This window comes from Streptomyces griseoaurantiacus, from assembly GCF_036189845.1.
Lineage (GTDB): Bacteria > Actinomycetota > Actinomycetes > Streptomycetales > Streptomycetaceae > Streptomyces > Streptomyces griseoaurantiacus.
On sequence record NZ_CP108326.1, the window covers coordinates 2,669,872 to 2,688,663 of the forward strand.

Sequence of the window (18,792 nt, forward strand, 5' to 3'; positions counted from 1 at the left end):
CAGGTCGTCAGGGCAGTTCCAGGACCTCTCCCTCGAACCGCGTCTGCGCCCGGTCCAGCACGTCGTCCGCGTCGCGGCCGTGTGCCCGGAGCCAGTGGAGGAGGTCGGTGATGATGAAGATCGCCGCCTCCTCCCCCTCGGCGATGCCCAACCTGCCGGTACGCATCCGGACCTGCGGACCCGTGGCGTCGTAGAGATCGATCATCGCCTCGGCCCGCATCATGCGGGGGCCTCCGTCTCGGCCGCCCGACGGCAGCGATCCCGTCGCCAGTTCGCACCAGGTCACCTTCCGATCCGCGAGGAGTTGGACTCCCCACCGGTCCGTGACCGCTTCGACGAGGGCCATGCCGCGGCCTCCCTCCGCGTCGACGCTCGCGGCCATCAGCGTCGGCAGCGCGCGGGTGTCGGGGTCGTGCACCTCGATGCGCAGGAACGGGCCGCGCATCAGGACAACCAGGGTGGTCGGCGTGCCCGTGCCGACGTGGGTGATGACGTTGGCCACCAGCTCGCTCACGCAGAGCTGGGCCTCGTCCACGACTTCCTTCAGGCCCCACGCTCCGAGATGCGTCCGCACGTTGTGCCGCAGGGCCGCCACCTCCTCCTCCAGTGCCGTGAACTCCACGACCCACGGCGTTCGTGTCATGCATGCGCTTGGGATCACGTCCGAGCCTTCCGTCGCCTGCGTGGTCCGGATGCGGGCACCGAAGTCCCGTACCGCCCCGCCCCGGTTGTTCCGTTTGCCAGAATGGTGGTCGGTGCACATCCTGCCGTGCAATGTGCACGAAGAGAATCCCACCATCGAGTGATTGGCGGACGGGCCTCTCGGCACGGAGACTGAGCGCTGTTCGACACGAAGGGGTCCAGACAGATGGCCGGATCACCGACGGCACGCCGCCGTCGCCTCTCCATCGAGCTGAAGAAGCTCCGGGAGAACAACTCGTTGACGTGCGCGCAGGTGGGCGCAGCTCTGGACTGGAGCGGTTCCAAGGTCAATCGCATGGAGACCGGCAGCGGACGGGTCCAGCCCTCCGACGTCGACGCGCTGTGTCGCTTCTACGCCACCACCGACGAACTGCGTGAGTTCCTCAAGTCATTGGCCCGGCAGGCCAAGACGCGCGGGTGGTGGCAGGTCCACGGGTCCGGGGTGCCCGAGTGGTTCTCCATCTACATCGGCCTCGAACAGGACGCATCGACGCTTCGCCAGTACCAGTGCGAGGTGCTGCCCGGACTCGTACAGGCCGAGGCGTACGTCCGTGAACTCCACACCTCCGGTTCGTACATGTCCCGCGAGGACATCGACCGTGCCGTACGGGTGCGGCTGGAGCGTCAGGCGATGCTCAGCGGTCCGGAGGCTCCCGACGCCTGGTTCATCGTGAACGAGGGAGCCGTGCGCAGGATCGTCGGCGACCGGGAGTTGATGCGGACCCAGCTCGAACATGTGCTGGAGATCGTGGAACAGCCGAACGTGACGTTGCAGGTCCTCCCCTTCGATGCGGGTACCTGCCCGACGACCGGCTCGTTCACCATGCTGGGCTTCCCCGATCCCGAGGATCCGGACATCGTGTACCGGGACGGCATCACGGACGCGATGTACCTGGAGGGCGAACCCCACGTACGCCAGTACACGCGGGCCTTCGACGAGCTGAGGGCGGCGGCCCTGAGCCCCCGACGGACGGCCCAGTTGATCAGGAACGTCGTGAAGGAGTACACGCAGTGAATGGCACCCCGAATGCCACCGAGCCCCGCCTCGCATGGGTCAAGTCGTCCTACAGCAATGGCGCGGGGGGCGAGTGCGTCGAGTGCGCGCGCGCCGGTGAGCACGTGCTCCTGCGAGACACGAAGACCGGTGACGGGCTCGTCGGCGCTGTGCGGTTCTCGGCGTGGCTCGCTTTCACGGACGCCGTGCGCCGGGGTTGGCCGGCCCCGTGAGCGGTCCTGCAGGACACTCCAGCCAGGACAGCGGAACCGAGGAGCAGACGATCACGATCGCACAGCGTGCGGAGACCGCCGTTCCCGCCTCCCTGCCGTTGAGGACCATCGGCGACCCAAGAGCCGCCCTGCGGTCCGGGCACGGGCTCCCCGGGGACCGGGAGTCGTTCGAGGCCGACATGCAGCACGCTCTGGAGACGTCGTCGGAGACCGATCTCGAGGCCGTCGCAGCGGTGATCGTCGACTACCGCGGCAGGATCCGCCTCTACCAGGACCGCGATTTCGACACCGCCGTCCAAGAGGGCATCGAGCTCGCGGTACGACTGAAGCAGGAGGACGGGAGGCAGTGAGCGGTGTCGTGGCGGCCGTGACGGTGCGAGCCGCCTAACCGGCGAAGGAACTCGGCGCCGAGCAGGCGCTGGAAGGACTGCGGCTCGTCCACGAGCGCAGCAACAGAAGGCTGCTGCTTGCCGACATCCTCGTGCCCGAGGGTGGCAGTGCTCATGAAGCCGGGTGGGTGGGGTGCCGAGGATTACGGGATGCCTGGTGCTCGCCGGCGCCGGGGCGGTTGGCCGGTTTGTCGGGGGCCGGCCCCGGCCGGGGCCACCCGGCCGTGCCGTGGTCAGCCGGGCGCTGCCGTGCCGTCCTGCTCGTCCAGCAGGCGTAGCAGTACCGCCGCCTCCGCGCGGAGGCGGGTGGCGTGGGCGGTGTGGGCGGGGAGGTGAGGTGGGCCGCGGCTTCCAGGCGTTCCTCGGCTTCGGCGCGGACGATGCCGGCCACGGTGTGCTCGCTCAGTTCGCGGCGGGCGGCCTCGGTGGCTCCGGCGCCGGTCGGGGTCTGCTCGATGGCCGGACCGGGCGTCGCGGACTCGTCCAGCGGCACCGCCTCCGCGTTGTCCAGGGCGGCGAGTGTGGAGCGCAGGGCGCTGACGGCGGCCTTGTCGCGGGCGCGCATCGCTTCGGGGAGGGCCTGGCGCATGCGGGGACGTAGGGACATGGGTGGACCCTACGGTCGGGGGTCCGGGCCCTACAACGGAGTTCGCCCGGGGTGATCATCGCCGGCACGTTCCACCAGGGTGGCGAGAAGGTCTTCCGGGAGGTCAGGGGCCCGTCGAAGGTCATCGTGGTCGAACTCGCCGACGAGCGGTACGCGCGCCTCGTGCTCCGGGTCGACGGCCCCCGCGCGGCCGTCGCCCTCGTCGAGGGCGCCCTCGCGTGACGAGGGCGGCCGTCCGGACACGCTCGCGCCGCCCGTGAGCGTCGCCCTGCGGCGGTCGGCCGGACGATCCCTCGTTGTCAGTGGGGCGTGTGAGTCTGTGCGGGACTTCAATTGTGCGAGCGACCGACGGAGTTCAGCCATGGCAACCCCCTCTCCCCTGACCGTCGAGGAATGGCGCGCGTTCCTCGACGAGCACAACACGAACATCTTCGAGTCGGCCTACGTCCGTGCGGCGGTCGAGGAGGGCACGCCGGCCATGAGCCCGGAGCGGTGGGAGGCCGGCTGGGCCGGTGCCCAGCCGGCGAGCGAGGAGGCGATCGTGGCCGTCGAGGAGCGGCTCGGGGTGCGGCTTCCTCCCTCGTACCGGAACTTCCTCAAGGTCAGCAACGGTTGGGAGTACGTCGGGCCTGTCGATCTGTTCCCGCTCGAGAGCATCGGCTGGTTCACCGACCTCGATGAGGGGCTCATCGAGGCGTGGGCGGGGCCCGAGTACTTCGAGGAGTACCTCGCCGTCCTCAAGCGGTGCGTGCTGATAGGCCAGGACGACGGCGGCAGCGGCTGCTGGTGGCTGCTGCACGTGGACGGTGCCGGGGAGGACGGGGAGTGCACCGCGTACGACTGGTGGGCCGGCTCGGGTGAGGTTCCCGAGCGGTACGACGACTTCGCCGCCCTGGTGCGTCAGGAGGCGAAGACCTTTCTGTAGGCCCGCAGGGGCCGTCCGGCCCATGTGCCCGGCCCTTTACCCGACCCCTTACCCGACCCTCACGGGGGCCGCGGCTACGCTGGCGAGTCAATTGGTATGACAATTGGGGGAGTTCACGGTGCCACTGACCCAGCGGACTCAGGTAGTGATCGTCGGAGCCGGGCCCGCCGGTCTGGTGCTCGGGAACATGCTGCGGGCCGCGGGCATCGACTGCGTGATCGTGGAGCGGCAGGCCCGCGCCTACGTGGAGCAGCGCGGCCGGGCGGGCTTCCTCGCACCGGCCAGTGTCCGCGTCCTGGAGGAGCACGGGCTGGCGAGCGGGCTGCTCGCGAAGGGGCAGAGCCATGGGACCTGCGCGTTCCGCGGTGAGCACGGGCAGTTCGAGCTGAACTACGGCGAGCTGGGGCAGCGGCAGGTCCTCACCGTGTATCCGCAGCAGTTCCTGGTGACGGACCTGATCGCCGAGTTCCTGCAGCGGGGCGGGGACATCCGGTTCGGCACGACGGTCACCGGGATGCACGGCATCGACGGCGACAGCCCCTCCGTCGACTGCGCGGGCCCCGACGGGGACACGTACCGCCTCACCGGGGAGTACGTGGCCGGGTGCGACGGGCAGCGGGGGGCCGCGCTGCGGGCCCTGCCCGCCGGGGCGGCCACGTCCTTCCGCCGCCATCACGGCGTGACATGGCTGGCGCTCCTCGCGCAGGCGCCGCCGAGCATGGAGGCGGTGACCTACGCGGTGCACGAGCGCGGGTTCGCCGGGCACATGGCGCGCACCGCCACGGTCACCCGGTTCTACCTCCAGGTGCCTCGCGGAGAGGACCCCGAGGCCTGGACCGACGCGCGGGTCTGGGAGGAGCTGCGGACGAGGATGCGCACCGAGGAGTTCGGTCCGCTGCGCGAGGGACCGATCCTCGAACGGACGACCGTGGACCTGAATTCGGCGGTCAGCGTCCCCATGCGGTACGGGCGGCTGTTCCTGGCGGGCGACGCCGCGAGCCTGATCAGCCCGTCGGCCGCCAAGGGGGCCAACCTCGCCGTCATGACCGCGCGGACGCTGGCCGCGGCACTGACCGACGCACTGGTCGGGGGCGACGAGCGCGGGCTCGCCGGGTACTCCGAGGCGTGCCTGCCGCGCATCTGGCACGCGCAGGAGTTCTCGCACTGGATGATCAACCTCCTGCACGGGCCCGTGGGGGACGGCGAGGACGCCGTCTTCCTGCGCCGCCTGCAGCACGCGCGGCTGATGAGCCTGCGGGACATGCGCAGCCACCAGGACCACTTCGCCGAGAACTACGTGGGGATCTGAGGCTCCCGCGGTCTCGCGGCTGGTACCTGCGGCTCATACCTTCGGGGCATCACAGACGCCGGGACAGGTCTTGGACCGCGTGCGGGGGCGGGGCGCAGTGTGGAAGCACGACGAAGTTCCACACCGAAGAGGTGCAAGACCGATGAAGGTATTCGTTACGGGCGGTTCCGGCTATATCGGCAGGGCGACGATCGCCGCCCTGGTCCGCCACGGGCACGTGGTGGAGGCGGTGGCGCGCAGCGAGCGCTCGGCCGGGGTGGTGGCCGCGGCGGGGGCGACTCCGGTGCGGGGCGACCTCGGTGACCTGGGCGTGCTCAACGCGGCCGCCGCGCGGGCCGAGGCCGTGGTGCACCTGGCGCAGGCCGACAGTGGTGAGGCGGACCTCGCCGCCGCCACGGCCATGCAGGACGGGGTCGGCTCCGGCACGTACATCCACACGGGCGGCACCTGGGTCTACGGCGACACCGACGGCGTCGTCGACGAGACGGCGCCGTGGAACCCGCCCGCCGTCGTCGCCTGGCGCCGGCCCGTGGAGGAGGCGGTCCTGCGGCGGGCACAGCGGGGCGGCCGCCCCGTCGTGGTCCGGCCGGGCCTGCTCTACGGGGGCGAGAACCGTCTGATCGACCAGTTCTACGCCGCCCCGGGCAAGCGGGACGGGGCCGTCCCCTGCATCGGCGACGGTGGCAACCACTGGGCGCTGATCCACATCGACGACGCCGCCGAACTCTACGTCGCCGCGCTCGGGGCGAGGGCGGGCTCGGTCTACGCCGGTGTCGGCGGCGTCAACCCGACGGCCAAGGACGCGGCCCTGGCCGTGAGCCGGGCGGTGGGCCTCGACGGAAAGACCGTCTCGATCACCCTGGAGCAGGCCCGGGAGCGGATGGGCCCGATCGCCGACGCCTTCGCCCTCGACCAGCGGCTGACACCGGCGCGCGCACGCGCCGAGCTGGGATGGGCCCCTCGGCACACCGATCCCCTCGCCGTCCTCGCCCGCGGCTGAGCGAGAGGCGACGCGGACCGGGCGCGCCTCCTTGCGGGGGCGCGCCCGGTCCGCGCAGGGTCGGGGGAGCGAACGGACGGTCACCATGGATCTCGACTTGCGGAAGCTCCGGTACTTCGTGGCGGTGGCGGAGGAGCTGCACTACGGGCGCGCCGCCGAACGGCTGCACATCGCCCAGCCGGTGCTGTCACGGCAGATCCGGGCGCTGGAGGAGGAACTGAGGGTGACCCTGTTCCTCCGCGACCGCCGCGGCACCGCCCGCACGGCCGCGGGCCGGCAGTTGCTGGAGGACGCCTCCTCCCTGCTCGCCGGGTCCGAGGCGTTGCTCCGGCGGGTGCGGTCCGCGGCCGAGGGGAGGCGGACGTTCACGGTCGGGTTCATGCCCGGTATCACCGTGACGCCGGCCGTCCTCGCCCTCACCGCGCGCCACCCCGGGGTCGACGTCCGGCTCCTGCGCACGAGCTGGGACGACCAGGCCGAGGTGCTGCGCGACGGGCGTGCCGACGTGGGCCTGGTCCGCCTGCCCGTCGACCAGCGAGGTCTGCGGGTGCGGCCGCTGTTCCAGGAGCCCAGGGTCGTCGTGCTCCCCGCCGGGCACCGTCTGGCGGGGAGGGAGTCGGTGGCGATCGCGGACCTGGCCGCCGAACACCTGCTGCAGGACCCGGACGCGGTGCCCGAGTGGCGTGACGTGGCGGTGGAGATGCGCGAGGGGAACCGCACCGGGGTTCCCCCCATGTACCAGGTCGAGGAGAAGCTCGAACTCGTCGCCGCGTCGGCCGGGGTGTGCGTCCTCCCGCTCTCCACCGCCCGCTTCTACACCCGGCCGGACGTGATCCCGGTCCCGATCGACGACATCGGGCCCACCCACGTGTGTCTGGCCTGGGTGGCCGCGCGCCGCTCCCCCCTCGTCCGGGACTTCGTCGGGGTCGCCGCGGACACGCTCGCCTGACGGAATGCCGGATGCCCGGCGCCCACGCCGGTTCTCGGTGGGCGCCGGGCCGGGCTCACCTCAGGTGGCGGGTGAAGAAACGGGCCGCCGCGTCCCCCGCGTGCGGCGGGACGCCCGTGTGGCCGCCCATGTGGGCGTGCAGGGACTTCTCCTTCGAGCCGAAGGCGTCGAACAGGTCGAGGGAGGCCTGCCGGTCGTTGCCCTCGTCGTCCCATTGCAGGAGGACGTGCAGCGGGAGGGTGAGCCGGCGGGCCTCCTCGAACGTGGCGCGCGGCACGAGGCTGCCCGCGAAGAGCACGGCGGCCTCGATGCGCGGTTCGAGCGACGCCAGCCGGACGGCGAGGGAGATCACTCCTCCCGAGTAGCCGACCGGGCCTCCGATCCCGGGCAGTGCCAGCAGGGCGTCCAGGGCGGTACGCCATTCCGGGACGGCCTCCTCGACGAGCGGGAGGACGAGCGCGTCGACGAGGTCCTCGCCGACCGGTTCACCGGCCGTCATGGCCCGGCGCAGTGCGGTGCGGGCCTCGTCGAGGGCGGGACGGCGGGGCCGGTCGCCGCAGCCGGGGAGTTCGATGGTGGCGGTGGCGAAGCCGTCCGCCGCGGCATGCCGGGCCCGGGCCACCAGGCGGGGGTACATCCGCCGCAGGCCGAGCGTGGGGTGGCCGAGCAGGATCAGCGGGAACGGTGCGGCGGACGGGGCGGGCGCGGGCGTCCAGAGGTAGCCGGGGATCCCGCCGAGGGTGAACTCGCGCTCCAGGACGCCGCCGACGTCGCTACCGGCGTCGGTTCCGTCCTCGGCGAGGCGGTGTTCGGTGGTGAACTGCATGGTCGTGCCCTTTCGGGAGTGCGCTGGAACGGCGCTCCCGGACGACGACCTGTCGTCCGACCGTGGCTTCGGAGGAGAGCACCCACGTCGAAACGTTCACGGGTACCACCTCCTCTTCTCCGGCACGGTCACCGGGAAAGTAGCAGGGCCGCCGGCGGGTCCACCACCTGTTTTCGGGCGGCGGCCTCCGTGGCCCCCGGACCGGCCGCCGGGCCGGCTCCGGGGCGCGTCACGGGGGCGGGGCCGGAGCGGGGCGGTGTCTAGCATGGGTGGCGGCATCGCGTGTCGGTCACCGGTCGGGTGAGGCATGGAGGTGCCGGGAGATGCCCACGGAGGCATTCTTTGTCCGTCGAGTTGAATCACACGATCGTCCATGCCCGGAACAACCGGGAGTCCGCCGAGTTCTTCGCGGAGCTGCTGGGGCTCGAGATCAGCGGTGAGTGGGGGCCGTTCGTCGCGGTGGAGCTGAGCAACGGCGTCACGCTGGACTTCGCGACCACACCCGAGGAGCACATCGCGTCCCAGCACTACGCCTTCCTCGTCTCCGAGGAGGAGTTCGACGCGGCGTACGAGCGGATCGGGAGGCGCGGCATCGAGCACTACGCCGATCCGTACCGCAGGCAGCCGGGCGCGATCAACCACAACGACGGTGGTCGTGGCGTCTACTTCATGGATCCGGCGGGGCACGCGATGGAGCTGATCACCGTGCCCTACGGCGGTTGGCCCGCCGCGAAGGCGTAGGGGTTCGTGACGGGGGCCGGGCTCCGCCGGTGAGCGGTGTGGAGCGCGGCCCCCGTGTCCTGCGACGGCCGGTCGTCAGCCGACGGCTGGGGCGGGGAGGTGCGGGGAAGGCTCCGGGGTCAGCACTTGGGCAGCCAGAGGATGTCGTTGCGGAAGCCCGTCTCGTCGAGGTAGACGTCGCTCACCCACACGTTGTGGTTGCCGAAGTCGTCGTCCGTCTTGAGCCAGACCGAGCTCTGACGACCGAGGTCCGAGTAGGTGAGGCTGTACTTGTAGCAGAAGAAATAGTTCCTGCCCGCGAACAGGGTGCCCGCGTGGGAGGAGTCGTGCCAGTCGGGCGTCCAGTGTGTCCACTGGTCGACCACGGTGTTCATGTAGACCAGCGACGCGGACTGCGGCGCCGCGGCCGTCCTCGCCGTCCCGCCGTGGGCCGGGGCCGCGTGGGCGGCGCCGGCGAGCGGTGCGGCCGCGAGCACCGCGGCGAGGATGCCGCTGCTCAGGATGTGGGTGTGCATGGAGGGTCCCCCTGGGTTCCGGCTTCTCCGGTGTCATCTGTCCGTTCACCGTAGGTTCGGCCGGGGACGCCCGCGAACATTTCGAACACGCTCGAAACGTACATGTCTGTCCGCGCCTTCCGCGCGGGTGCGCGGCGGGCGGAATAGCCGCGCCACGCACCCGTGTTGGCGCTCGCATGACGACGAGTGCGAAGGAACACGAGGTCCTGCGCTACACCGCCTTCTCCGGTGACCCCGGGGGCGGGAACCGGGCCGGCATCGTGCTGGACGCCAACGGCATGTCGGACGACGCGATGCTCGCCGTGGCCGCCGGACTCGGCTACTCGGAGTCCGCGTTCCTGACCGCGCCGCCGGAGGGGCTGGGCGGCCGGGAGGGGCGGGCGTTCCGGATCCGGTTCTTCAGCCCGAAGGCCGAGGTGTCCTTCTGCGGGCACGCGACCGTCGCGGCGGCGGTCGCGCTCGCCGAGCGGATCGGCCCCGGGGAGCTGCTGTTCGCGACGTCCGCCGGAACCGTCCCGGTGGAGGTGTCCGAGGCGGACGGGGAACTGCGGGCCACGCTCACCAGCGTCGAGCCGTACGTCGAGGAGGTCACCGAGGCCGATCTCGGTGAGGCGCTGGCCGCCCTGGACTGGCCGGCCGCCGACCTCGACCCGGCCTTCCCGCCCCGTATCGCCTTCGCGGGCGCCCGCCACCTGGTGCTCGCGGCGGCGACCCGGGAGCGCCTCGCGGACCTCGCTTACGACTTCGCGCGCCTGGAGGCGCTGATGCACCGACTGGACCTGACCACCGTCCAGTTGGTGTGGCGGGAGTCGGACACGGTCTTCGCCGTGCGCGATCCGTTCCCCGTGGGCGGCGTCGTCGAGGACCCGGCGACGGGGGCCGCGGCCGCCGCGTTCGGGGCGTACGTACGGGAGTTCGGCCTGGTGCCCGACAACCCCGGTGCCCCCGACGCCACGGTCCTCACCCTGCGGCAGGGCGAGGACCTGGGGCGGCCCGGCACACTCACGGTGACGCTGCGGCCGGGGGACCCGCGGGTCCGGGTCACCGGGACGGGGACCCGAGTGGAGGAGTGAGGAGTCGGGAGTTCGGAGCGGGCCGTGAGCCTGCGGGCGGTGAGCCCGCGGGCGGGGCCGCGTTCCGTCGGGCCTCCCCGCCGACGCCGCCCGCCGCACCGGCGTCGCGGGTGGCCTGTCCGGCCGGTTCGAGGGCGGCGCGCTCATCCCCGCGGCGTGCCGGCTTCGGCCCTCTCGGGCTCGTATCCCAGCCGGCCCCGTGTCGCGACCAGCAGGACGACGGCCGCCACGGTGGAGGCGATCAGGAACACGTGCGTGGTCGAGCGCAGCCACGGGAACATGTCCGACCAGGCCAGCGAGAAGTAGTTGTTGACGCCGGTGTGCAGCAGCATCACCAGCGGCAGGCTCTCGCGGGTGCGGTTGAAGAACCAGGCCATCACGAAGCTGAAGGCGAGCGTGGTGAGCAGGAACTCCACCGGCTCGGTCCAGGTCACGTCCGGCCAGCCGCCCCAGTCGCTCAGGAACAGCGGCAGGTGCCAGGCGCCCCACAGCGGGCCGAGGATCAGGGTGCCGAGGAGCGGGCCGTAGCGGCGCTGCAGGCGCGGGGTCGCGAAGTCGCGCCAGCCCGGCTCCTCGGCGAGTCCCGTGGTGAGCATCTGCAGGATCAGGCCGGGAAGGTAGGCGACGAGGAGCGCGGCGGACGGCAGGACGGGGCCCCGGCCGCCGAGGGCGGCGGAGGTGACGGTCAGCGCGGCGGGCACGGTGAGGATGATCGCCGCGTACCAGCGCCAGCTGATCCGCCACTTGGTGAACCGGCCGAACCAGACCCGCAGTCCCTCCCGGCCGTCCGCCGCGGCGGTGACGAGGAAGGCCGACAGGATCGGGCCGAGGTACGCGCCGGGCAGCACACCCAGGAGCTGGGTGGTGCCGAGGGCGGACGGGAAGGAGAAGTGCCAGACGCCGAGGCCGTTCTCGGAGAGGACGTACGGCGTCCAGGCGACCCAGCTCAGGGCGAACGCGAGGGTGAAGAACCAGAGCAGGGGGCGGCGGCGGAGATGACCGCGCAGACCGCCGGGCCCGTCGTCCGGGGCGGTCCCCGCGGGGGTGGCGCCGGTCATGGGCGCCGGGGCGCCGATGCTGCTCGGGAGGGTGGAGGTGCTCACCGCTGGTCCCTTCGGGAGGTGGCTGCTGCGATGCCTCCAGCACACCAGCGGCGCCCTCCCGGATCACTCCCGCGCGGGGCCGGAGTGCGGGTACAGCAGGCCGTACCCCGCCCGCCCGGCAGGCCCCCGGGGCGGTTCGCCGTCCGGGGGCGTGGGTTCGTCAGTCGGGGTGCGTGAAGGGGGCCACCCTGAGGTCCAGCCAGGCCGTGGCGGCCCAGGTGAGCAGTGCCAGGACGACCGTCGCGGCGAGGGCCGGGACCGTCGTACGGGTGGCCGGCGTTGTACGGCGGTCGCGGCGCAGCACGGCGTCCGTGAGGCTCCAGGCGGCGAGCGCCAGCAGCGGGAAGCCGAACAGCAGGAGCGGCAGCTCCAGGTAGAGCAGGGTGAGGTCCCGCTCGCCCTCGAAGGCGCCGCGCACGCCGGGCGTGGCCCCGCGCAGCCAGGTCACGAAGCCGGTGACGCCGGCGACCGGGGCCGTCAGACAGCCGAGGGCGGTATGGAGGCGGCCCGGATCTGGGCGGGGCGCGGGCCCCGGGCGGGAGCCCGTCCGGGGCTGTTCCGTGGTGCCCGTGGGCTGGCCGGTGCCGGTGGTGACGTCGTCGGCGGGGTCGGTCCGCTCTTCCATGTCCGTACGGACGCCCCCGGCCGCCGACCGGTTCGACTTTCCGGTGACTTGTACCGGGGCCCGTCGTGCGGGACCCGGCGTCGGCGGCCGGGCGGGCGGTGCGGTCGGTGCGGGACCGGCCGGTTCAGGCCGCCGGCATCAGTTCGGGGCGGCCGAACAGCAGGGCGTAGCCGGAGGGGAGAGCGGCGAGGACGCGGTCGACGACGTCGTCGCCCGTGACCTGCGGCAGCACGCCGAGGACGGAGCTGACGTCCCAGCGGGCGGTGGCCGGGGTGGCGCCCTCGATGCGCGCGGCGACGTAGTCCACGAACTCGGCGGCCGTCAGCGGGCTGGTCACCGGGATCTGCGCGGCGACCAGGCGGGCCGCCCGCTCGGGAAGGCTGCGGGCGAGGGCGACGCGTTCCTCGCCGGTCACATGGCCGCCGAGCGCGGAGAGCACGATGCGGGTGACGCGTTCCGCCTCCTTCGCCGTGGCGTACTGGCCGGACTCCCGTACCGCGTCGATCAGTTGCTCCCAGGTGCGGTGCTCCGTCGTCCGGGCGGAGGCCGGCGCGGGGGGCTCCGGACGGGCGGCGGCGGGCTGCGCGGGGACAGTGGTCAGCGTGGTCGGCGTGGTCATGCTGCGGGTTCTCCTCCGTGTTCGGTTGTCGGTGCGCGTCTTCCCGGGTTTCGCTGGGACATGGGTGGGGGCGGCCCCGATGTGAGGCGGGCCACGGTGCGGGGGCGGGGCCGGAGCCCCGCCCCCGTGGCACGTGTGCTCAGGAGTCGAGCTGCTTGCGCGGGCCGCCGGAGATCTCGATGCGGCGCGGCTTGGCCTGCTCGGCGACCGGGATGCGGAGCGTCAGGACGCCGCTGTCGTAGGAGGCGTCGATGCGCTCGGTGTCGAGGGTGTCGCCGAGGAAGAGCTGCCGGGTGAAGGTGCCGGTGGGCCGCTCGGCGGCGAGGATCTCGGCGTCCTCCGGGGCGGGTGAACGACGCTCGACGCGGACGCTCAGGACGTTGCGTTCGATGTCCAGTTCGACGGTCTCGGGGTCGATGCCCGGCAGGTCGAAGTGGACGATCACGTCGTTGCCGGTTCGGTAGGCGTCCATCTGCATTCCGGCGGGACGGCTCCCGTTGCCGAAGACCTGCTGTGTCAGACGGTCGATCTCACGGAAGGGATCGGTGCGCATGAGCATCACTGGTCACTCCTTCTTTCGGTTCCTGGGTGCGATGCCCTACGACTTCTTATATAGCGGAAGAGAGGAACATTGACAACCCAAGACTCAACTTGCGTCATGGCCAGGTGCTCATCTTCGGGTCTCACCTGCTCCGGGGCGCTCGGCGGCGCGGTCGGGGCGCGCGTTAGCCTCGGACTCGTTCAGGCATGCGAGGACGGCACGAGGAGGCACAGGGTGGCGAGGATTCCCAGCGCGGCGGTGGCGGCGACCGGACTGGTCGGCGGGTACGGCGTGGCACGGTGGACCGGAAAGCGTCAGCTCGGCGGGGCGGTGCTCGCGGCCGCGGGCACGGCTGCCGCGGTGCAGTGGCGCCGGGCGGCCGGCGGGAGGGCGGCGGGGGCGCTGGGCGCCGCGTACGTCGCCGCGTTCGCCGGCTCGCATCCGCTCGCCAAGAAGGTGGGCGCGTGGCCGTCCGTGCTCGGCGTCGCCGGTGCCGTCGCGCTGGCCTCCTGGGCGGTGGCCGACCGCAGGAGCTGAGCCGCGCCCAGCGGCCCCGGAGCCGCACTGCGGTGGGCCGCTTCATCGTTGACCACGCACCCTGCCCGTCCTTTTGGTCCGGCCCGAGCACGCGTCCGGCAGCGCCACCATTTCGCCCCCACCGCACACCGATGACAGCAGGCACCGGGTGCCCATCCGCCGCGTCGAAGCGGCATCTGCGCACTGCCGGCCCGGCCGGCCCGGTTCATCAGAGGAGGACTCGATCGGAGCCGGTGTCCACGAGGAGTCGTGCGGTCTGCGGGGACGGGTAGTGCAGTCGCAGGGACGCGTGAGTCTCGGCGGCGTGCCGCGCCGCGTCGAGGAAGACGCGCAGGCCGCTGGTGTCGCAGAGGCCGACGGTGGTCAGGTCGACGTCGATGGTGGTGATGCCGTCATACAGGCACCGCTCCAGGGCGGTCCGCACCTGGGGCGCGGTGACCGGGTCGATCTCGCCGGCCAGGGTGATCAGTGCTCGTGTGCCCCGGTCGTGCCGGTAGATGTTCAGCTGCGGAAGGGTCATGATGCCTCGGTTCACGGGCCCCGGCCGCCACTCGCGGATTCGGGCCCGGTGACGAGAACCGGCTGGTCACCTGTGGTGAGCGGTAGGGCTGCGTCAGCGGCGCGGCGGGAAGCGGCCACGGCCCCCGTCGCGGTGGTCCCGTCGCTCGCCGGAGGTCGGCGACTCGGACCGGCCGGGTTCCACCGGGGGTAGCGGCGTGCCGCGTCCGCGCCGGCCGGGCAGGGCAGCGCTGTAGCGGTGCACGGCGATCCTGTCGGCGTGCTCGATGTTGAGCCGGTGGATGACGTATGCCGCTGCTGCGATGAGGACGATGAAGGCAGCGGCCGTCAGGAAGGTGTCCATGGCGGCCGCCTCACATACCGACGATCACGCGAGCCGAACAGATCCTCGTCGGCACCTGTACCGACCGGGTAGCGCCGAAGACTTGACGCCGGTCAGCCGAGGCGGCCGTCGTGCCAGTTCGGTGCTGGCGCCGGGATGAACGTGCTGTCGAAGGCGCCGGAGATGATCTGTGCCGCGAACGGGTCCGTACAGCATCGGCCTCTCTGTACGCGCTGGGCGGCGCAGTCCGCGCCGGACTGCTCGCCGCAAATGGGAGTGAAGCGGGGGTTGTAGTGCGGCGGCCATGAGATCTCCCACCGACTGCCGTACATGGACGGATGGTTGATGTCAGGCTCGGCAGGCGGCGACACGGGCCGGACTCGGCCGACGGGTCGAGCCGGCCGCGGTCGACGCCGTGGCGGGCGCCGGCGGGGTCAGCCGCACGGCTGAGGGCCATGCCGCTACGCACATCCGGCCCGACGCGCAGGAAAGCGGCACTTGATGAGGTACGAGCAGACGCGCGCCCCACGGTCAGCGGACCAGCCCTGCGGCGTCACAGGATCCCGCGCCCCGGATCCGGGACCGCTGTTCCCGTCGGACGCGCGGGACAAGATCGTCGAGTGTCTCGGAGCTCTACGGACGAGCCGGATCGGCACTTCTCCGCGAGGCGCCCGCCTCGCGACGGCTCGGGACAGTGGTCGGAGGACGGCTGAGCACCGGATGCCCTGCCGCTACGGCCGCGACGCCGCCCGGGTCTGGGTCTCCTCGTGGGCGTGTGGGTACTTTGCGGTGCGGTGCTGGAAAGCGAGCACCTTGGGGTTTTGAACGACGCCACGGCGGATCTCGATGGCCTGCCGGATCGTGTCGTCGGCGTCCCAGCCGTCGGGGCCCTGGAGCACGACGTCCAGATAGGGCAGGAGGGCCTCGCTGTTCTCCCAGGTCGCGGAGTTCCACAGGTATGAGGGGCTGTGGTCCACCGCGTAGTACCCGACGTGGTCGCCGACGGTGAACATCGGGTCATCGAAGGTGGTGGGCCGGGCCCAGTCGAAGCCCATGCCCTCGTCGCAGGAGACGTCGATGACCAGGGTGCCCGGGGCCAGCTTGGGCAGGTCCTCGTCTATCAGGAACATCAGCGGCGCGGCGGGATCCTGCAGCACGCAGTTGACGATGATGTCGTGCCCGGCGAGGAACTCGGCCAGCGGCAGCGGGCCATCCTCGGTGAGGGCGATGCTGCGTCGCGGGTCGAGGGTGTCGTCGGCCTTGTCGTGGTCGAAGTGGACGATCCGGGCGGAGTGGATGGGGGAGCTGACGGCGGTGACGCCACGCGCGGTGAGCACGTCGACGTCGTGCACGCCCAGGGCGCTGAGCGCGGTCACCGCGCCCCGGGCGGTCGCGCCGAAGCCGATGACGACGGCACGCTGCCGCCGCCCGTAGTCGCCTGTCACGCCGATCAGCTGCATGGCGTGCAGGACCGAGGAGTACCCGGCCAGCTCGTTGTTCTTGTGGAAGACGTGCAAGTTGAAGGCACCGCTGCGGGTCCAGTGGTTCATCGCTTCGAAGGCGATCAAAGTCAGCCGCCGGTCGATGGCGGTCTGCGTGAGCCTCTCGTCCTGGACACAGTGCGGCCAGCCCCACAGGACCTGACCCTCGCGTAGTTCCGCCAGGTCCTCGTGGAGCGGTTTGGCCAGCAGGATGACATCGCAGTCGGCGATGAGTTCCTCGCGCGTGCGGATGCCCGCGACGAGCGGGGCGAGTCGGCTGTCCGGGACGCCGAAATGCTCTCCGTAGTTTTCCTGGAGGTAGATGCGCTCGCGGAGACCGGCGTCGATGCGGTCGAAATGAGCGGGGTGAACGGGCAGACGATGCTCGTTTTCCTTACGGGTCTGCGACATGATTCCGAGCGTGAGCTGCTGCAAAATTCCCCTTTGGTTGCTCCCTGTCTAGCACACCGGGGCAATCCGGCAGCCGGTCGCGACGGGCGGGGCCGGGGAAAAGCCGGGTCCCGGCGACAGACGCGTGACCCCGTGCGCTTCCGGGCGGCGGTATCCGTCTCTGCGGCGATCGGGTCGCGACGTCGACCCCCGCCAGCAACCCGACAACGTCGAGAAGAACGTCGAGGTACTGGGCAAGCCCGGCGACCTAGCCGCGACCAAGGGAGTCACCGTCTCGCAGCTGGCCCTGGTCAGGCCGCTCACCCGGGGCGATCACAGTCGTGCCGATCCCCGGCGCCCCCAGCCTCCAGCGCATCGAGAAGAACGCCGCCGCCCTTCCTTACGAACACCACCCGGGGCCTCGGCCCGAGGGCCCCGGCAGCCCAGCGCACCTGCCACCCGGAGTCGACAGGCGAATTCGTCACCGCGCGAAACCACAGGCCAGGACAATGACCAGACCCGGAACAATGTCCTGCTCCACTGCCTGACCCTGCGGGGCGGCCCTTATCGCCAAGTATTCGGACCAGTTCCCGCCGGCGAGGGTGGCCCAGCGTTCGGCTGTCTTGGGGTGGATTCCGATCAGGTCGGCGAAGGCCATGGGCGGCAGGTCTACCAGGGCGTCCATCATGGCGGTGTTCCGTGCTGCGCGGGCGGGCAGACCGTGGTGTCTCAGGGTGTCGGCGAGGCCGAGGGGGTTGCGCGGGCGCCCAGGTCTGTGACCAGGCAAGAGGTATCTCTTCCCGGCCGTGTTGCTGTGCCGGGGGCTGTGCTGGGCGTAGAGGCGGACAAGCGCAGCCGCGACGCGGACCTCCAGGGGCAACGCCGTGTCGTTGAAGTAGCGCAGCAGCTCTGTTCGGTGCTCCTCCTCGGCTTGGAAGTGGCCTGGGAGTTCGGCGGCCGAGTGCTCGATGACCAGATCGGGCGGGCAGAGGCGTCGTGCAGTGCCCCAGCGGAGGAAGGGGATGGAACGGGAGCGCAGAGGTTGGCCGCTCGATCGCCCAGACGTCCGGATGCGGCTGCTGGAGTCGACGGCGGCTCAGGTGCTGGGAGTCGAGCCGGTTCAGGAAGTCGACAGCGGCGAGCACGTTGCCGCAGTCGCCTTTGTGCGCGGCGTAGGTGTGAAGCCCGCGGGCCGAGCGCCGGCGGGCGTCGCGGATGAGGTGAGCCGTACCGCGCCGCACGGGGCCCGGCGCGTACGCCACCCGGCGCGGGCGGCGGCGGGCCTCAGTGCCCCGTGCCGCCGGCCGGGACCGGCGCCCGGCGGGCGGTGTCCTTCCCCGGGCCGCCCCGGAACGCCCTGCGGTAGGCGTGCGGGCTCGTGCCGACGACCCGTTTGAAGCGGTCGCGGAAGGCCGTGGGGCTGCCGAAGCCCGCCTGGTGGGCGATGCGTTCGACCGGGTGCGTGGTGTGCTCCAGCAGGTACTGGGCCCGGCGGATGCGCGCCCGGTGCAGCCACTGCAGCGGCGTCGTGCCCGTCTGCTCCCGGAAGCGCCGGTTGAGCGTACGGGTGCTGGTGCCGGCCCTGGCCGCGATGTCGTCCAGGGTGAGGTCCTGGTCGGCGTGCTCCTCCAGCCAGGCGAGCAGGGGCTCCATGGTGGCCCCGGCCGGAACCGGGGGACGCGGGTGGACGATGAACTGGGCCTGGCCGCCCTCCCGTTCGAGCGGCATGACGGAGAGGCGGGCCGCGTCGGCGGCGACGGCCGAGCCGTAGTCCTTGCGGATCATGTGCAGGCACAGGTCGAGTGCGGCGGCGGCCCCCGCGGAGGTCAGGAACTGACCCTCGTCGACGTAGAGGACGTCCGGGTCGACGACGACCTCCGGGTGGAGTTCGGCGAGGGCGGCGGTGGCCACCCAGTGCGTGGTGGCACGGCGGCCGTCGAGCAGGCCGGTGGCGGCGAGGACGAAGGCGCCGGCGCACACGGAGGCGATACGGGTACCCCGGGCGGCGGCGGCGCGCAGGGCGTCCCCCACGGCGGGCGGGAGCGGGAGGGTGATGTCCGCCCGGCCGGGGAGCAGGATCGTGTCGGCCTCGGCGAGGGCCTCCAGGCCGTGGTGGACGCGCATCGTGAACGCGCCGGCGTCCACCTCCTCGGTGGGGGCGCAGACCTTGAGGCGGTAGCCGGGGCGGCCGTCGGGGAGACGGGTGCGGGTGAAGACCTCCATCGGAGAGGCGAGGTCGAAGGGGATCACCTGGTCCAGCGCGAGGACGGCGACGGTGTGCATGGGGGGAGGGTAGCGGGGATCCCTCGCCGTGGCGGGAAGCGGGTGGGCATCGGGTTCGGGCCAGGGGTCGCGGCCCCTTCACCTCGCCCCGGCCTCACCGCTGCCGGAC

At 72.1% G+C, this 18,792-nt stretch carries 22 protein-coding genes and 2 pseudogenes; 11 read left to right on the plus strand and 13 right to left on the minus strand.

Features of this window, described 5'->3' with window-relative positions; all coding sequences use genetic code 11:
* Window positions 1-7: 7 nt before the first annotated feature.
* On the minus strand, window positions 8-643 hold the full coding sequence (locus tag OHB09_RS11795) for an ATP-binding protein (RefSeq protein ID WP_040895482.1): 636 nt from the start codon (window positions 641-643) through the stop codon (window positions 8-10).
* Window positions 644-868: 225 nt separating this feature from the next.
* Here OHB09_RS11795 and OHB09_RS11800 point away from each other — a divergent pair, with 225 nt between their 5' ends.
* The 3 genes from OHB09_RS11800 to OHB09_RS11810 are packed head-to-tail and all read left to right on the plus strand — an operon-like array spanning window position 869 to window position 2,279.
* Window positions 869-1,717, plus strand: a complete 849-nt coding sequence (locus tag OHB09_RS11800) for a helix-turn-helix domain-containing protein (protein WP_191853169.1) — start codon at window positions 869-871, stop codon at window positions 1,715-1,717.
* Window positions 1,714-1,929, plus strand: a complete 216-nt coding sequence (locus OHB09_RS11805) for a DUF397 domain-containing protein (RefSeq protein WP_191853170.1) — start codon at window positions 1,714-1,716, stop codon at window positions 1,927-1,929. The genes OHB09_RS11800 and OHB09_RS11805 overlap by 4 nt, the downstream gene beginning before the upstream one ends.
* Window positions 1,926-2,279, plus strand: a complete 354-nt coding sequence (locus OHB09_RS11810; protein WP_328921944.1) for a hypothetical protein — start codon at window positions 1,926-1,928, stop codon at window positions 2,277-2,279. Before OHB09_RS11805 ends, OHB09_RS11810 begins: the two co-directional genes overlap by 4 nt.
* A 272-nt stretch (window positions 2,280-2,551) precedes the next feature.
* Here the strand turns inward: OHB09_RS11810 and OHB09_RS11815 are convergent.
* Window positions 2,552-2,883 (minus strand): annotated as a pseudogene (locus OHB09_RS11815) (hypothetical protein).
* An 84-nt stretch (window positions 2,884-2,967) separates the two neighbouring features.
* Between OHB09_RS11815 and OHB09_RS11820 the strand changes: the two are divergent.
* From OHB09_RS11820 to OHB09_RS11840, 5 genes and pseudogenes are all read left to right on the plus strand, one after another.
* Window positions 2,968-3,147, plus strand: a pseudogene (locus tag OHB09_RS11820) (hypothetical protein); the annotation flags it as partial.
* 139 nt (window positions 3,148-3,286) lie between these two features.
* Window positions 3,287-3,850, plus strand: a complete 564-nt coding sequence (locus OHB09_RS11825) for an SMI1/KNR4 family protein (protein WP_191853172.1) — start codon at window positions 3,287-3,289, stop codon at window positions 3,848-3,850.
* Between the two features lie 118 nt (window positions 3,851-3,968).
* A complete protein-coding gene (locus OHB09_RS11830) occupies window positions 3,969-5,159 on the plus strand; it encodes a 4-hydroxybenzoate 3-monooxygenase (protein ID WP_191853173.1) in 1,191 nt (396 codons plus the stop codon).
* A gap of 142 nt (window positions 5,160-5,301) precedes the next feature.
* Entirely contained in the window at window positions 5,302-6,159 is an 858-nt protein-coding gene (locus OHB09_RS11835; protein WP_191853174.1) for an NAD-dependent epimerase/dehydratase family protein, read from the plus strand.
* Window positions 6,160-6,244: 85 nt separating this feature from the next.
* A complete protein-coding gene (locus OHB09_RS11840) occupies window positions 6,245-7,108 on the plus strand; it encodes a LysR family transcriptional regulator (RefSeq protein WP_328921945.1) in 864 nt (287 codons plus the stop codon).
* Window positions 7,109-7,163: 55 nt separating this feature from the next.
* On the opposite strand, the gene OHB09_RS11845 is transcribed toward OHB09_RS11840, so the two are convergent.
* Window positions 7,164-7,934, minus strand: a complete 771-nt coding sequence (locus OHB09_RS11845) for a dienelactone hydrolase family protein (RefSeq protein WP_191891446.1) — start codon at window positions 7,932-7,934, stop codon at window positions 7,164-7,166.
* Window positions 7,935-8,276: 342 nt separating this feature from the next.
* On the opposite strand from OHB09_RS11845, the gene OHB09_RS11850 reads away from it, so the two are divergent.
* A complete protein-coding gene (locus OHB09_RS11850; RefSeq protein WP_006140716.1) occupies window positions 8,277-8,675 on the plus strand; it encodes a VOC family protein in 399 nt (132 codons plus the stop codon).
* A 119-nt stretch (window positions 8,676-8,794) separates the two neighbouring features.
* Here the strand turns inward: OHB09_RS11850 and OHB09_RS11855 are convergent, their stop codons facing one another.
* Complete coding sequence (locus OHB09_RS11855; protein WP_328918908.1) at window positions 8,795-9,190, minus strand: hypothetical protein; 396 nt, start codon at window positions 9,188-9,190, stop codon at window positions 8,795-8,797.
* A gap of 176 nt (window positions 9,191-9,366) precedes the next feature.
* Between OHB09_RS11855 and OHB09_RS11860 the strand changes: the two genes are divergently transcribed.
* Window positions 9,367-10,263, plus strand: a complete 897-nt coding sequence (locus tag OHB09_RS11860; protein ID WP_328921946.1) for a PhzF family phenazine biosynthesis protein — start codon at window positions 9,367-9,369, stop codon at window positions 10,261-10,263.
* 143 nt (window positions 10,264-10,406) lie between these two features.
* Here OHB09_RS11860 and OHB09_RS11865 read toward each other — a convergent pair whose 3' ends face one another.
* The 4 genes from OHB09_RS11865 to OHB09_RS11880 all read right to left on the minus strand — a co-directional run bounded on the left by OHB09_RS11865 (window position 10,407) and on the right by OHB09_RS11880 (window position 13,169).
* Entirely contained in the window at window positions 10,407-11,366 is a 960-nt protein-coding gene (locus OHB09_RS11865; RefSeq protein WP_093596545.1) for a CPBP family intramembrane glutamic endopeptidase, read from the minus strand.
* Window positions 11,367-11,526: 160 nt separating this feature from the next.
* Complete coding sequence (locus OHB09_RS11870) at window positions 11,527-11,991, minus strand: hypothetical protein (RefSeq protein ID WP_318295308.1); 465 nt, start codon at window positions 11,989-11,991, stop codon at window positions 11,527-11,529.
* A gap of 124 nt (window positions 11,992-12,115) precedes the next feature.
* Window positions 12,116-12,610, minus strand: a complete 495-nt coding sequence (locus OHB09_RS11875) for a DUF2267 domain-containing protein (protein ID WP_093596548.1) — start codon at window positions 12,608-12,610, stop codon at window positions 12,116-12,118.
* Window positions 12,611-12,749: 139 nt separating this feature from the next.
* Window positions 12,750-13,169: an Hsp20/alpha crystallin family protein gene (locus OHB09_RS11880; RefSeq protein ID WP_006140722.1), complete on the minus strand. Its 420-nt coding sequence runs from the start codon at window positions 13,167-13,169 to the stop codon at window positions 12,750-12,752.
* A 216-nt stretch (window positions 13,170-13,385) separates the two neighbouring features.
* Here OHB09_RS11880 and OHB09_RS11885 point away from each other — a divergent pair, with 216 nt between their 5' ends.
* Window positions 13,386-13,688, plus strand: coding sequence for a hypothetical protein (locus OHB09_RS11885; protein ID WP_006140723.1), 303 nt, complete (start codon window positions 13,386-13,388; stop codon window positions 13,686-13,688).
* Window positions 13,689-13,896: 208 nt separating this feature from the next.
* On the opposite strand, the gene OHB09_RS11890 is transcribed toward OHB09_RS11885, so the two are convergent.
* From OHB09_RS11890 to OHB09_RS11910, 5 genes are all read right to left on the minus strand, one after another.
* Window positions 13,897-14,208, minus strand: coding sequence for an STAS domain-containing protein (locus OHB09_RS11890; RefSeq protein ID WP_191891443.1), 312 nt, complete (start codon window positions 14,206-14,208; stop codon window positions 13,897-13,899).
* A 93-nt stretch (window positions 14,209-14,301) separates the two neighbouring features.
* Complete coding sequence (locus tag OHB09_RS11895) at window positions 14,302-14,550, minus strand: hypothetical protein (RefSeq protein ID WP_328918907.1); 249 nt, start codon at window positions 14,548-14,550, stop codon at window positions 14,302-14,304.
* 710 nt (window positions 14,551-15,260) lie between these two features.
* The gene (locus OHB09_RS11900; protein ID WP_006140726.1) at window positions 15,261-16,445 is read right to left on the minus strand and encodes a N(5)-(carboxyethyl)ornithine synthase; all 1,185 of its coding nucleotides are present in this window, start codon (window positions 16,443-16,445) and stop codon (window positions 15,261-15,263) included.
* Window positions 16,446-16,881: 436 nt separating this feature from the next.
* Window positions 16,882-17,088 (minus strand): hypothetical protein, encoded by a 207-nt coding sequence (locus tag OHB09_RS11905; RefSeq protein WP_006140727.1) that lies wholly within the window; start codon window positions 17,086-17,088, stop codon window positions 16,882-16,884.
* Window positions 17,089-17,684: 596 nt separating this feature from the next.
* Window positions 17,685-18,683, minus strand: coding sequence for a GlxA family transcriptional regulator (locus OHB09_RS11910; protein ID WP_006140728.1), 999 nt, complete (start codon window positions 18,681-18,683; stop codon window positions 17,685-17,687).
* Window positions 18,684-18,792 lie beyond the last annotated feature (109 nt).